Here is a 14,193-nt window from a genome sequence, read left to right as displayed (position 1 = left end):
TCCGAATAGAGCCTTGAATCAATCGCACTGAAGTGGCCTTGTTGGGTGTCGGTGGAGAAGCCTTGTAACTCCTTCATCTCACACTCACAGGGCCATTTCAATGTCCGGCGTTCACCTCACAACGACGGATTGGGGCTAGGTGGGCTGCTGAAGCTGCTGCACGGTGGTGATCCATGCGTTCGTCTGGCCGGGTCAGCGGGCATCGGCAAGACGCTCCTCCTTCGCAGAGTCGCGCAGGAACTCGGAGACAGCTGGCGCTGCGTGTATCTGCCGTATCCCAAGCTCGAGCCGGAGGAGCTGTGGGTTTGGATCGCTGAGGAGCTCGGAGCGCGCGGTACGGCCAAGGAGGCGGTGGCAAGGGTCGCGGCCAGGGCACACGACCGAGGAGGCGCGTTGCTGGTCATGGTCGACGACGCACATCTCCAACCGCCAGAAACCCGCCGGAGCCTGGCGAAAGCCTGTGCTCTCCAGGCCGGGCTGCGGCTTCTCCTTTGCGAGACGGCTGAGCTGCCCGCGAACGAGGGCGAAGGAGCGCCTGGCGAAATCTGGCTGACAGAGCCTTTGTCTCCCACGGAGGCGCGGGAATACCTGCGCGAGCGGTTGCGATTGGGAGGCGCCTCGAGCGAGATGTTTGCGCTCTTCGACGATGCGGCGATCGCCGAGCTGCATCGAGAGGCCGGCGGCTCCTTGGCTGCGCTTCACTCGTTGGCGACCGCCTTGATCCGTCGACAAGCGTCCACCCGGAGGGCAGAGACGTCGATGGCCAGTGAACCAGCACCGAATCCGCCTGCCGAGGTTGCCCCGAAGCCGCGAACTGAGGCGATGGCAGCGGACGCTCCGTCTGCCGAGGCAGGATCCGCCCCGGACGAGGTTGCGGACTCTCCGCGCCGGCCCATGACGGATCGCGAGGCGATCGCCGAGCTTGCTGCGAACCTGCCGTCCACCTATCGGCGGCCGGCTCCCGGGCCCGAACTCGTCACCCCCGAGCGTCAACAGGCTGCGGCGGAGAGCCCGCGATCTTCGCGCCCCGCGTTGGGAAACCCCGACCTCGATCGTGCGTCATCGGTTCCGGCTGCCGAGGGGCCTCTTCGCGAGCCTGTGGCGGGCCGTCTCCCTCGTCCTGAACCGGGCTGGATCGCAGCCTTGCGGGAGGCCCTGTCCGATGATCGGGCACGCTGGGTTGCACTGGGCCTTCTCGGGGGACTTCTGTTGGGCTTCAGCGGCTCCCTGCTCGCCGTGGTCTGGCTCACGCCTGGTGAAACGCCGAGCGAGATCGTGGAGACGCCCCCCTCGAGTGTTCCCGCCTCGATCGATGTCGCTGCGCCGGCTCCAGCGACGGATTCGGTGGTTGCTCTCCCAGAAGTGTCGGATCGAATGGGCATTGCGGTTGGTGTCGCTACCGAGGGACCCCCGGAACCCCGAATCGAAGAAACGCTGCCCCCTCGGAACGAAGAACGGACCTCGATCGATTCGCCCGTGGTCGTGACTCCGGTTCTGGGCCGGATGAACGTGAACGCAATTCCCTGGGCCAACATCGAGATCGACGGAGAACCTGCCGGCGAGACACCGTTGGGCGAGCTGGCCGTTCCACGAGGCTCGCGCCAGATCGTGGCGCGTTTCCCGGATGGGCAGGTCACGACGCGTACCGTGGAGCTCGGGGAGGACGAGATCTTCCTCGTTCTGCGCCCCGACGAACGCTGACCGTCGGCTTTCCCGAAAACTGCCGAGGCTGCCGACCGCTACGGGCGCTTCGGGGGAAGTAGATCCGTGATGGTTCCCGCCGCCAGCTCGGCGGCCATGGCGATGGTCTCCGAGAGCGTCGGATGCGGGTGGACGGTGAGCCCGATGTCTTCGGCATCGGCGCCGAGCTCGAGCGCCAGGGTGGCTTCTGCGATCAGGTCGCCGGCGCCGGGGCCCGTGATGCCTGCGCCGACCAGGCGCCCATCTTCTTCTGAGAAGAGCAACTTGGTCAGGCCTTCGCTGCGGCCGATGCCGAGGGCGCGGCCGCTCGCAGCCCAGGGAAAGACGGCTTTGCGCACCAGGATGCCTTCGGCCTTGGCTGTTTCCTCGGTGACGCCGGTCCAGGCGATCTCGGGATCCGTGTAGGCGACCGAGGGAATGGCGCGTGCGTCGAAGGAAGCGGGAAGGCCGGCAATGACTTCGGCAGCGGTCTTACCCTCGTGGGTCGCCTTGTGTGCGAGCATGGGCTGGCCGGTGAGATCGCCGATGGCGTAGATGTGAGCCAGGTTGGTGCGTTGCTCGGCATTCACGGATACGAAGCCGCGCTCGTCCACGAGGATTCCGGCGGCTTCGGCGCCGATCTGGTCGCCGTTGGGTCGGCGCCCGACGGCGACCAATACCTGATCGAAGCGCTCCTGTTCCGGAGCATCCTTTCCGGAGAAGGTCACGACCAGACCATCGGCCTTGCTCTCGATCCTTTCGACCCGGGTGCCGAGCCAGATCGCGTCCAGGCGCTTTTTCAAGCGTCGCTCCAGGGGGCGGACCAGATCGCGGTCGGTACCGGTCATCAGACGGTCGAATAGCTCGACCACGGAGACACGAGCGCCGAAGCCCGCGTACACCGTGGCCATTTCGAGGCCGATGATGCCGCCGCCGATCACCAGCAGCTTGCCGGCGACGGATCCCAGTTCGAGAGCGGAGGTCGAATCGAGCACGCGCGGGTCATCGGGGATTCCCGGAAGCTCCACGGTGCGCGAGCCAGCCGCGATGATCGCGTTCTGGAAGCGGATGCGGCGGGTGCCATCCTTTCCATGGACCTCGAGTTCGTGGCTGCCGACGAACCGGCCCTCGCCCTGGATGATCTCCACGTGTCGTTGTTTCGCCAGTCCGGAGAGGCCTCGGGTCAACCCCAGGACCACCTCGTTCTTGCGCGCGCGAATCCGTTCGAGATCGAGCCGAGGCGTTCCGAAATCGACACCGTGCTCTGCAAGCGCTGCCGCTTCCTCGATCACATCGGCCATATGCAACAGGGCCTTCGAGGGGATGCAGCCGACATTCAGGCAAACGCCACCGAGCGTCGCGTGGCGCTCGACCAGCGTGACCTTCTTGCCGAGATCGGCCGCCCTGAAGGCTGCGGTGTAGCCGCCGGGGCCGCCGCCCAGGACGAGCACTTCCGTATCCGGCGCAGATGAGCTGAGGGTCGGGGCCGCAGTGGCCTCCGCTTTTTCGGAGGGCTCCGGTTCCGCAGCCGCCGGCGTCTCCACTGCCGCGGACGCCTCCACCTGCACGACACAGAGCGCATTGCCTTCGCCGACCTGATCGCCGACACGGACCAACATTCGCTCGACGATGCCTGCGACCGGCGAGGGCACGTCCATCGAGGCCTTCTCGCTTTCGATGGTGACGATGGAATCCTCGACGGCGAGGGTGTCGCCGGGGCCGACCAGCAGATCGACGACATCGACGCCGTCGAACTCCCCGATATCGGGGACGCGAACCGTGACGGCTTCCGGCATCAGAGCAGCAGACGCCGGAGATCCGAGAGCAGGCCCGAGAGGTGGCTGGTGAAGCGCACGGCGTCCGCGCCGTCGATCACCCGATGGTCATAGGAGAGGGAGAGCGGCAGGATGAGCCTGGGGATGAAGGCTCCATCCTGGTGAACGGGCTTCCATTCCATGCGGGAGATGCCGAGGATGGCGACCTCCGGATGATTCACGATCGGCGTAAAGAAGGTGCCTCCGATCCCGCCAAGGCTCGAAATGCTGAAGCTTCCGCCCTGCAGATCCGACGGTCGCAGCTTGCGCGTGCGGGCACGTTCCGAGAGATCCCCGAGCACGCCGGCCAGTTCGAAGAGGCCTTTGTTCTCCGCGTCCGGGATCACCGGCACGACGAGGCCATTTTCCGTCTCCACAGCGACCCCGATGTTGAAATAACGCTTCAAGATCAGGTTCTCGCCGGTGAGATCGAGGGACGCATTGAAGTGCGGGAAGTCGCGCAGCGCCGTCGTGACGGCTTTGACGACGAAAGGCAAGAAGGTGAGCTTCACTCCGCGACGTTCTGCCTCGGGCTTCTGGCTCTTCCGGAACGCATCGAGTTCGGTGATGTCCGCTTCATCGAATTGCGTGACATGAGGGACCGTGACCCAACTCCGATGCAGGTTGGAGGCCGAGAGCTTGCGGATACGGTTCAGCGGCTGCAGCTCCGTTTCGCCGAACTTCGAGAAATCGATCTCGAGGGGAGCCGCGACCTGCACGCCGGCGATCGGAACGCCGCCGCCGGCGCCGCCGCTGACCAGTGATTTGACGAAGGCCTGGACGTCGTCCTTCAGGATGCGGCCCTTGCGCCCGCCTCCGGGCACGAGAGTGAGATCGACGCCCAGCTCGCGCGCGAGCCGACGAACCGATGGGCTGGCGTGGGCCTTGGCCGGTTTCCAGGCCTCGGGCGGGTCTTCGCCTTCTTCCAGGATCGTCGGCACCGCCATGGCGTTCGGCGTGCCCAGAGCCGGGGCTGCGGCGGATGCAGACGGCTCGGGCTGCGGAGTTGGTCTGGCTGCAGACGGCTCGGGCTGCGGAGTTGGTCTGGCTGCAGGCGGCTCGGGCGTCGGCGGCGGTTGGGCATCGGGTCGTTCTTCGGCGGGTACCCCGTCGCTCGCAGGTTCGATGACCGCGATCAGGTCTCCTTCGCTGATCTGATCCCCCAACGCGACACGCAGCTCCTGGACGACGCCCGCGCAGGGCGCTGGAACTTCCATGGTGGCCTTGTCGCTTTCGAGCACGATCAGCGATTGCTCTTTCTCGACCGTGTCGCCGGCGCTGACCATCAACTCGACGACTTCGACGCCCTGGAAATCGCCGATGTCGGGAAGACGGAATTCGAGAAGGCTGCTCACGTGTCTAGACCTTCCAAGGGTGCGGTTTGGAAGGATCGATGCCGTATTTCTCGAGGGCGGCCTGGACTCTCTTCGGCGGGAGATGTCCCTCGTCCGAAAGAGTCTTCAACGCTGCGGCTGCGACGAAGTAGCGATTCACTTCGAAGAAGTGGCGCAATCGCTCCCGGGTGTCCGAGCGCCCGAAGCCGTCGGTTCCCAGGCTGCGGAAGCGCGCACGCACGAACGGCCGGATCTGGTCGGGAAGGGCCTGCATGTAGTCCGTTGCTGCGATGACCGGTTCCTGGGCATCTCCGAGGCTCTCTTCGACATAGCTCTTGCGTTGGGGCTCCGTGGGGTGGAGGCCATTCCAGCGTTCGGCTTCCATTCCGTCCCGCCGCAGCTCGTTCCATGAGGTGACACTCCAGACTTCCGCGCGAACCTGATGATCACTCTCGAGCAGCTCCGCAGCCGCCAGGACCTCGCGAAGGATCGTGCCGCTGCCGAGCAACCGCACTTTCGGCCCGTCGCCGGCGGGTGCTTCGCGAAGCCGGTACATGCCGCGCAGGATCCCCTCCCGGGAGCCTTCGGGCATGGCGGGCTGGGCGTAGTTCTCGTTCATCACCGTCAGGTAGTAGAAGACGTTTTCTCCGTCGCTGTACATTCGTTGCATGCCGTCTTGGAGAATCACGGCCAGTTCGTAGGCATATGCCGGGTCGTAGGTCCGGCAGTTCGGAACCGTTGCGGCGAGCAGCGGGCTGTGACCGTCCTGATGCTGAAGGCCTTCCCCCGAGAGCGTCGTCCTCCCGGCTGTGCCGCCTAGCAGGAAGCCCCGCACCTGGGAATCCGCGGCGGCCCAGATCAGATCGCCGACACGCTGGAAGCCGAACATCGAGTAGAAGATGAAGAACGGAATCATCGGCAGGCCGTGGTTCGTGTACGACGTGCCCGCAGCAATCCACGAGGCCAGTCCGCCCGCTTCGTTGATTCCCTCCTGAAGGATCTGGCCGCCCTTGTCCTCGCGGTAGTACGAGATCGTATCCGAATCAACGGGTTCGTAGAGCTGACCTTCCGAAGCGTAGATTCCGACTTGCCGGAAGAGTCCTTCCATTCCGAAGGTGCGCGATTCGTCGGGCACGATGGGGACGATGCTCGGGCCGATCTCCTTGTCCTTGGTGAGCGCGGAGAGCATTCTCACGAAGGCCATGGTGGTGGAGATTTCTCGCTCGCCGGTTCCATCCAACAGCGATTGAAAGGCCGACAGCGCTGGAATCTCGAGCCTCGGCATCTCGGCTCTGCGCGCGGGCAGGGAGCCACCCAGGGCCGCACGTCTCTCTTGCAGGTAGCGGAGTTCCGGGCTGTTGGCGTCGGGCTTGTAGAAGGGCGTCTCCCCGATCTTGTCGTCGGGGATCGGGATTCGATAGCGATCGCGGAACTTCTTCAGGGATTCTTCGCCGAGCTTCTTCTGTTGGTGGGTGAAGTTCTTGCCCTCACCCGCTTCGCCCATGCCATAGCCCTTCACCGTCTTGGCGAGGATCACGGTGGGTTGGCCGGTCGTATGGACGGCGGCGTCGTAGGCCGCATAGACCTTGCTCGGGTCGTGGCCTCCCCGGTTCAGCTGCCAGATGTCGTCATCCGTGAAGTTGGCCACCATGGCTTCGAGTTCGGGATGGGCGCCGAAGAAATGCTCCCGGACATAACGCCCGCCCCGGGATTTGTAGTTCTGGTAGTCGCCGTCGACGGCGCTTTCCATGCGCTCGAGCAGCAGGTTCTTCTTGTCGCGGGCCAGAAGTGGATCCCAGCGATCGCCCCAGATCACCTTGATGACGTTCCAACCTGCGCCACGGAAGGTGCCTTCGAGTTCCTGGATGATCTTGCCGTTGCCACGTACCGGCCCGTCGAGCCGCTGCAGGTTGCAGTTCACGACGAAGATCAGATTGTCCAGGTTCTCGCGGGCAGCAAGGCCGATGGCACCGAGGGATTCGGGCTCGTCCATCTCACCATCACCCATGAACGCCCAGACCTTGCGCTGGCCCATCTCGGCCAGGCCCCGGTTCTCCAGGTACTTCATGAAGCGCGCCTGGTAGATGGCGGAGATCGGGCCGAGGCCCATCGAGACCGTCGGAAATTGCCAGAAGTCCGGCATCAACCAGGGGTGGGGGTAGGAGGTGAGGCCGTCGCGCTCGACCTCGCGCCGAAAATCGTAGAGTTGGGCTTCGCTGATGCGCCCCTCGAGGAACGCTCGGGCGTAGATGCCCGGCGAGCAGTGGCCCTGGATGTAGAGAAGGTCCGGCCCGTCCGGATGATCCGGCCCCTTGAAGAAGTGGTTGAAGCCGACGTCGTAGAGCGTGGCCGCACTCGCGAAGCTGGCGATGTGTCCACCGAGTTCGGAGACTTCCCGATTCGCCTGCACCACCATCGCCATCGCATTCCAGCGGATGATCGAGCGGATGCGGTGCTCGAGCCCGGGTTCGCCGGGCATCTGGGGCTCGTTGCTTGCGTGGATCGTATTCAGGTACGCGGTGTTGGCCGAGTAGGGCAGGTGGGCCCCCGAGCGCCGCGCCTTGTCGATCAAGCGCTCGATCAGGAAGTGGCCGCGCTCGACGCCTTCATTGCGGATCGCGGAGTCGAGGGCATCCAGCCACTCTGCGGTCTCTTGCGGATCGAGATCCGTCTTCGGATCGGCCATGGCTTCCCCTGTGTTGCCTCGTGAAGAGTCGCACCCAGGAAATCGGTTACCAAGGGCCGTCTACTTGAGGCCAACCCACCGGCGTCGTTGCGAAATGCACCCGCTCTCGGCCCTGTGGTCGTGGCTTCCTTCGGGGGCTTCGGGGCTTCAGTGCAGTCGTCGGGTCGTCCAACGCCCGGTCGCCAGGTAAGCACCGTTCAACACGGTCATCAGGCCGGCACTGACGAGGCTGGCGACGAACACTCCGCGGGGGCCCATTGCCAGGCCCCAATCGCTGGCGAGATAGAAGCCGCCGGGGATCGTCACGAGCATCGTGAGCCCGAGTGAGATGGCCATGGGAACGGTCATGTCTCCGGCGCCCTGGAGAGTTCGGAAGAACACGAAGGAGAAGCCGAAGAAGAAGAACTGACCGGCTTGATAGGCCATGAACTCGGCACCGAGGCGAACGATCTCGGGATCGTCGGTGAAGAGCGCCATCAACGGCTCGCCGAAGAAGAAGAGCCCCAGGGCGATCGACCACAGAAGCGGGGCGTGTACGCCCAACCCTACGGCGACGGCTCGCCAGGCCCGAGGGATGTTGCCTGCGCCCAGGTTCTGGCCCACCAGGGTCGCGGCAGCTCCCGCCAGGGGGAAAGCGATCATCGGGCCGACCATGCCGAGCCGAAGGCCGATCGAGTAGGCGGATTGAGCCTGCTCGCCGAAGCTTCCCATCAGTCTGAGAAATGCCACGTTGACGACGAAGCCACCTAACATCTGAAGCCCCGGTCGCCACGAAAGCGACAGGATGCGGCCCAGCCACTCCCGATCCGGCCGCAGGTGGTGCGGCCGCAGGTGAATGCGGCTGCGCCCGCCGAAGAGCACGCGGAACATCAGGGTCAGGCCGAAGATCTGGCCGAAGGCCAATCCCGCGGCAACGCCGAGGACGCCGAGGGCCGGAACCGGGCCCGCGCCGAACATCAACAGGTACTCGGCACATAGGGCGATCGGGATCTGCAGGATGCTGATCAGCATCGGTGTCGTCGTGTCGCCGGCACCCTGCAGTACGCCCTGGAAGAGCATGCCGAAGAAGAAGCCAAAGGAGAGCAAGAGGGAGAGGCGCACGTAGGGGACGCCGAGTTCGAGCACGGCCGGGCTGACGTTCATCGCGCCGAGCAGGCGCCCGGCGAAGAGCAGTCCGATCAGCGCCACGGTTACGGACATCCCCGCGCCGATCAGCAAGACCTGGCCAGTGACTCGTTCGGCCCGCGCCTGGTTGCCCTCGCCGATGGCCCGGGAGATCAACGCCTGAGCGCCGAAACTGCCGCCCATGGCCAGCATGAAGAAGACCTGGCGGATCGACTGGTTGGTGACGACGACCGCGGTGGTGGCCTGTTCGCCGAGACGGCTGAGGAATGTGAGGTCGACCATCTGGAAGGTCGCCTGGGCGAGGCTAGTGACGATCAGCGGCAAGGCCAGGACGAACAGGGAGACGAGCAGGCGCCCCCGGGTGTGGTCGTGGCTCGTCCAGGATCGAGCGCGGGCAGGAGTCTCCGCGCCCGATCCGGCTTGCTCGCTCACGTGCGGTCCAGGTCTCCGAGGAAGCCGGCTACGGCTTCCGTGAACGCGTCGTTCCTGTCGCCGGCAACCATATGACCGGCATCTGAGACATCCTCGAATCGCGCATGGGGTACGAGTTCCAGGAATTCGCGTGCATGCTCCTCGCCTACGAGTTCGCTCATCCGGCCGCGAACCAACATCGCAGGGATGGCGAGTGCGCGCGCAGCGTCGAGGAGGTCTTCCTGACGCAGCGCCAGGCCGGGGCGATTGCGGCCGGTCATGAAGGCCGGATCCCAATGCCAGAACCAGCGACCGTCCTCGCGTTGGCGCAGGTTCTTGGCCAGGCCTTCCGTGGAATTCGGGCGAGGCCGGTGGGGCAGGTAGGTCGCGATGGCGTCGGCGGCTTCCTCGAGGTTTTCGAAACCCTCGTGAACCCGCTCGGACATGAAGCCCATGATCTTCGCGGCACCATCCAGATCCATGCGCGGGGTGACGTCGACCAGCACAAGGGCAGCAAAGGGCGCGCTCTCGGCGCCGTGGGTGCCGAGCAGCGCTGAGATTCCGCCCAGGGATGCGCCGACCACCACCGGCGGACGTCCGAGTGCTCGGGCCACGCAAACGGAATCCTGGCCGTAGCGTCTGAGTGTGTAGTCGGTGGCCGGATCCCAATCGCTATCGCCGTGTCCGCGCAGGTCGAGGCTGAGCGCGTACCAACCCTGGTCGGCCAACGCTTCTGCGCTTCCCTTCCAGGAGTGGCGGGTCTGGCCGCCACCATGTTGGAAGAGCACGGCCGGAGCGTCCGGATCTCCCCACGCGGAAGCGACGAGGCGCAGGCCGTCATCCGTGCGAAAGCAGATCTCGCTCCCGTTCATGCGTTCTCTTCGAGGGCATTGAAGCGGGCGAGGATCTGCTCGCCATCTGGATGGGCGAGGATGCGGCCGCTCAGAAGCTTCTTCTGCTGGTCGGCGGCCAGCTTCGGCTGGTCCACGGTCGCCCAGTGCACGATGCCCTCCCAGATGGGATCGACGAGTTCATGCCCGGGGACGCGGGCGCCGTTTCGTCCCGTGAAATGAACACTGCGCAATTCACCGAGGAAGAGCCGCAACGAGGTGACGTGCACCTCTTCATCCCGGCGGATTCGCTCGACGATCTCTGAGGCGTGGTTCGCTTCGTTGCGTCGATCCGTGAAGAGCTCCGGATCGCGAAGCAGGGATTCGGTCATGGAGAATCCCAGTTCTGCCCGGAACTCGATCAGCAGCAGATTGAGCAGAAACGAAAGCAAGCGAGCGTGGCCTTCCGGGATTTCCGGCGGAAGCACGAGATCCCCTTCCGGCCGCGCGATGTTTTCCGGTACCGTGGGCTCTGGGTAGTCCACGTCACCGAAGGCCAGGTCACGAAGCACGAACCACATGATGTCGTGCCCGCCAATGCCCCGGGCCGGCTCGCCGCCCTCGTCCAGGCCATGGGCTGTCAGCATTCCGCCATTCAGATGGCCGATTCCCATCTCGGAGATGTCTTCTTCCACCACGTCCCGGAAATCCGGGAAGGTCATGTCGGCCAGCACCCGTCCCCGCGCCTCGATATGCCCGGTGATGGTGAGGGTGTTCCAGAAGGTCTGTCCCAGGCCCTCCTGGAGCATCAGCTTCATCTGGGCCTGGTTCGGGTACCGGATGCCGCCTAGCAAGGAGGCGTCTGCTGCCAGGAGTTCCCCGCCGCGAGCACGCAGCGCATCGGTCCATGCCTCGATGGCGGGTCCGCGGCGCAGGAGGCGCGGCGGAATGTAGGTGCCGTCGGCGTCGAACCCGCCGTGTAGCTGCTGGCCGTCCTCTACCTGGGGCGACGCATAGTCGTGGGAGCGCATCAGCTCGTCCTGGGAGAATCGGAGGCTCGTCATGTTCAACTCCCTTCCCTGTGGACGAGTGCGCGGCCCACGAAGCGGGTGATCTCGCCTAGCAATGCGGGGCGTGGCGTGCGTTGTTCGGCTCCGTAGCGAAGTGCCTGGTTGACCAGTCCGACGATTCCGTGGGCAATCACATCCGGATTCATGTCGGCTACCAGCCGCCCGGCCTCCATGCCATGCCGAAGCCCCTGGGCGATGGATTCGGCCAACTGCTCGGGCAGGCCGGCTGAGCGCGGCAGATCTGCAGCGATCAAGGCCGCATCGGCGAACGTCGTACGCAGGGTGCCCGGATTCTCGTCCGAGTAGGCCAGCAGGGCTTCCAGCGAACGATAGATGCGGTCTTCGAAGTCGGTGCTTTGGCGAGCTGCCGCGTCGACCCGCTCCATCAGCTCACTGGATGCCTGCTCGGAGAACGCCAGAAAAGCCTCTCGCTTGTCGGCGAAATGAACGTAGAAGGTGCCCGTGGCGAGGTCGGCCGCGGAGGCGATGTCCTGGGGACGGGTGGCGTGATAACCGCGCTCGACGAAGAGGGCGCGCGCAGCCGCCAGGAGCCGCGCCCGGGTCTCGGCTTTCCGCCGCTCCCTCCGACCGGTGGGAGTTGCGGCGATCGGATGCGGCTGGGTCACATGGGTGACAATTATTCATCCCTGATGATTCGTCAACCGCTCTTCCGAGACGGCCTCACCAGCCCCTCCTGCGCCACCGAGGCCACCAGGCCGCCACCTTGGTAGATCGAGCCCCGGGAAAAGCCGCGGGCGCCCGCAGCAGAGGGGCTCTCCTGGACATAGAGAAGCCACTCGTCCGCTTGGAACGGCCTGTGGAACCACACCGCATGGTCGAGGCTGGCGGCCATGGCGACCGGCCCCAGAGGGCCCTTCATCCCGTGGTGGCGGAGCATGGTGTCGATCATCGACATATCCGATGCGTAGACGAGGATGCATTGATGAAGCAGCGCGTCGTTCGGCACGCCGCCCGCGGCTCGCACCCAGATCCGGTTCGGACCGGACCGGGCATCGCCTCCCATGAAGACCGGCAAGTCGACATAGCGATAGTCCACCGGCGGAGCGCCCCGGGCTTCGCGCCTTCGGGCGTCCGGGATGCGATCCATGTTGGCGGTGATCATTTCCTTCCAGGTTGACAGGCTCTCCGGCTCCGGCGCCTCTGGAGCGGAGGTCTGGTGGTCATAGCCGGGCTCCGGCTCGTGAAAGGAGGCCGCCATGTTGAGGATGGCGCGCCCTTCCTGGATGGCGACGACCCGGCGCGTGGTGAAGGATCGGCCGTCTCGGATCCGGTCGACGGTGTAGAGGACCGGCACCTCCGGGCTTCCGGCGCGCAGGAAGTAGGCGTGGAGGGAATGGGCTGGAAGGTTCTCGATGGTCCGGCCCGCTGCAGCGAGGGCCTGGGAGAGGACCTGGCCGCCGAAGAGCCGCCCTTCCTGGCCGGACTCGTTCTGGCCGCGGAAGATGTTGAGCTCGATCTCTTCGAGATCGAGCAGGCGCAGAAGTTCGTCGAATCGCTTGGTCATGAGGGCGGTCTCTAGCATGTGCCTGCACCGGCCGCCTGATACCCTGCCGGCCTGCTCTCGACCCGAGGAGGAAAATCGATGAAGGTGCGCGCCGCAGTAGCCCGGGAGGCCGGCAAGCCGCTCACGATCGAAGAGGTGGAGCTGGACGGGCCGAAGGCCGGCGAGGTCCTGGTCGAGATCAAGGCCACCGGCGTCTGCCACACGGATGCCTACACCCTCTCGGGCCGGGATCCGGAGGGTCTCTTTCCCAGCATCCTCGGCCACGAGGGAGCCGGCGTCGTCGTCGAAGTGGGGAAGGGCGTCTCCAGCGTTGCGGCCGGAGACCATGTGATCCCGCTGTACACGCCGGAGTGTCGCCAGTGCAAGACCTGTCTTTCCGGCAAGAGCAATCTATGCACCGCGATCCGTGCGACCCAGGGCCAGGGGCTGATGCCCGACGGCACGAGCCGTTTCTCCTCGGGCGGAGAGGCGCTCTATCACTACATGGGAACGTCGACCTTCTCGAACTACACGGTCTTGCCTGAGATTGCGTTGGCAAAGATCCGCAAGGACGCTCCCTTCGAGAAGGTCTGCTACATCGGCTGCGGCGTCACCACCGGGGTCGGTGCGGTGGTGAACACGGCACGGGTGGAAGCCGGTGCGAATTGCGTCGTGTTCGGGCTCGGCGGTATCGGCCTGAACGTTCTCCAGGCTCTGCGGATGGTGGGTGCGGACCGTATCGTCGGCGTCGACACCAACCCGGACAAGCGCGCGCTGGCCGAGCGTTTCGGAATGACCGACTTCGTGAATCCCGCCGAAGTGGACGATCTGGTTCCCCACCTCGTAGAACTCACGGGTGGAGGCGCTGACTACAGCTTCGAGTGCATCGGCAATGTGAACGTGATGCGTCAGGCGCTGGAATGCTGCCACCGGGGATGGGGCGAGTCGATCGTCATCGGTGTCGCCGGGGCCGGTGAGGAAATCGCGACCCGACCCTTCCAACTGGTGACGGGACGCGTGTGGAAGGGCTGTGCCTTCGGCGGCGCCAAGAGCCGGAGGGACGTTCCGAAGATCGTGGACTGGTACATGGAAGGGAAGATCAACATCGATGACCTGATTACCCATGTGCTGCCGCTCGAGAAGATCAACGACGCTTTCGAGCTGATGCATGCCGGCGAATCCATTCGCACGGTGGTCGGTTTCGATTCCTGACGATCGCTCCTCAGCTCGCGGGGTAGCGCCTTCCCAGCTCGGCGGTCACCTCGAAGAACTCGCCGACGATTTCGTTCAGCACCTCCGCGACGGGGCGGATCTCGTCGATGCGCCCTGCGACCTGTCCGGTGAGCGCGATCGAGGCGTTCATGTCTCCTCCGAAATAGAGCTCCATGGCCTTGCCGAGTTCACTGATGACGTTGCGGTCGCTGTACTCGAGGGCTTCGGTGTGCTCGGTGCGCAATGCCCGGAGCCCCGGGCCGAATCTCCGATTCAGGAAGATCGTATCCGTCTCGCTGGCCTCGGTGATCGACTTCTTCCAGTTCTCGTGCACGGGAGATTCAGCGCTCGCGACCATGCGCGTGCCGAGCTGCACCCCTTCGGCACCTAGCCCGGAAAATTCATGAAGAAGTCTCGTTCTTGAATTGAAGAAGGCCCCAGTTGCGGTAGAAACGTGTTGCGACACCCGTTTCCCCTCAACAAGGGCCCCTTCATGAAGCCGGATTCTACCGCACAGACTGTCACCT

The 14,193-nt window shown here is 65.0% G+C and carries 11 protein-coding genes; 2 read left to right on the top strand and 9 right to left on the bottom strand.

Annotation, left to right across the window (positions count from 1 at the left end):
- The first annotated feature begins 45 nt into the window (after positions 1-45).
- Positions 46-1,701: an AAA family ATPase gene (locus GY937_15750; GenBank protein ID MCP5058160.1), complete on the top strand. Its 1,656-nt coding sequence runs from the start codon at positions 46-48 to the stop codon at positions 1,699-1,701.
- Between the two features lie 38 nt (positions 1,702-1,739).
- On the opposite strand, the gene lpdA is transcribed toward GY937_15750, so the two are convergent.
- The 8 genes from lpdA to GY937_15710 form a co-directional block, all read right to left on the bottom strand.
- Positions 1,740-3,476, bottom strand: a complete 1,737-nt coding sequence (gene lpdA / locus GY937_15745) for a dihydrolipoyl dehydrogenase (protein MCP5058159.1) — start codon at positions 3,474-3,476, stop codon at positions 1,740-1,742.
- Entirely contained in the window at positions 3,476-4,849 is a 1,374-nt protein-coding gene (locus GY937_15740) for a dihydrolipoyllysine-residue acetyltransferase (protein ID MCP5058158.1), read from the bottom strand. Before GY937_15740 ends, lpdA begins: the two co-directional genes overlap by 1 nt.
- A gap of 4 nt (positions 4,850-4,853) precedes the next feature.
- The gene (gene aceE / locus GY937_15735; protein ID MCP5058157.1) at positions 4,854-7,514 is read right to left on the bottom strand and encodes a pyruvate dehydrogenase (acetyl-transferring), homodimeric type; all 2,661 of its coding nucleotides are present in this window, start codon (positions 7,512-7,514) and stop codon (positions 4,854-4,856) included.
- Between the two features lie 147 nt (positions 7,515-7,661).
- Positions 7,662-9,071 carry an MATE family efflux transporter gene (locus tag GY937_15730; protein ID MCP5058156.1) on the bottom strand — a complete coding sequence of 470 codons (1,410 nt, stop codon included), beginning with the start codon at positions 9,069-9,071 and terminating at the stop codon, positions 7,662-7,664.
- Positions 9,068-9,922 carry an alpha/beta hydrolase gene (locus tag GY937_15725; protein MCP5058155.1) on the bottom strand — a complete coding sequence of 285 codons (855 nt, stop codon included), beginning with the start codon at positions 9,920-9,922 and terminating at the stop codon, positions 9,068-9,070. Before GY937_15725 ends, GY937_15730 begins: the two co-directional genes overlap by 4 nt.
- A complete protein-coding gene (locus GY937_15720) occupies positions 9,919-10,944 on the bottom strand; it encodes a hypothetical protein (GenBank protein ID MCP5058154.1) in 1,026 nt (341 codons plus the stop codon). The genes GY937_15725 and GY937_15720 overlap by 4 nt, the downstream gene beginning before the upstream one ends.
- A gap of 2 nt (positions 10,945-10,946) precedes the next feature.
- Positions 10,947-11,576, bottom strand: coding sequence for a TetR/AcrR family transcriptional regulator (locus GY937_15715; GenBank protein ID MCP5058153.1), 630 nt, complete (start codon positions 11,574-11,576; stop codon positions 10,947-10,949).
- 32 nt (positions 11,577-11,608) lie between these two features.
- Positions 11,609-12,475, bottom strand: a complete 867-nt coding sequence (locus GY937_15710) for an acyl-CoA thioesterase II (protein MCP5058152.1) — start codon at positions 12,473-12,475, stop codon at positions 11,609-11,611.
- 78 nt (positions 12,476-12,553) lie between these two features.
- On the opposite strand from GY937_15710, the gene GY937_15705 reads away from it, so the two are divergent.
- Complete coding sequence (locus tag GY937_15705) at positions 12,554-13,666, top strand: S-(hydroxymethyl)glutathione dehydrogenase/class III alcohol dehydrogenase (protein MCP5058151.1); 1,113 nt, start codon at positions 12,554-12,556, stop codon at positions 13,664-13,666.
- A gap of 10 nt (positions 13,667-13,676) precedes the next feature.
- Here GY937_15705 and GY937_15700 read toward each other — a convergent pair.
- Positions 13,677-14,193: hypothetical protein (locus GY937_15700; protein MCP5058150.1), on the bottom strand; the 517-nt coding region annotated here is incomplete at its 5' end.

Source organism: bacterium (assembly GCA_024228115.1).
In the GTDB taxonomy this organism is placed as follows: Bacteria; Myxococcota_A; UBA9160; order UBA9160; family UBA6930.
Note: the sequence above shows the minus strand (reverse complement) of the source record. Positions and strands in the feature narration are given on the sequence as shown.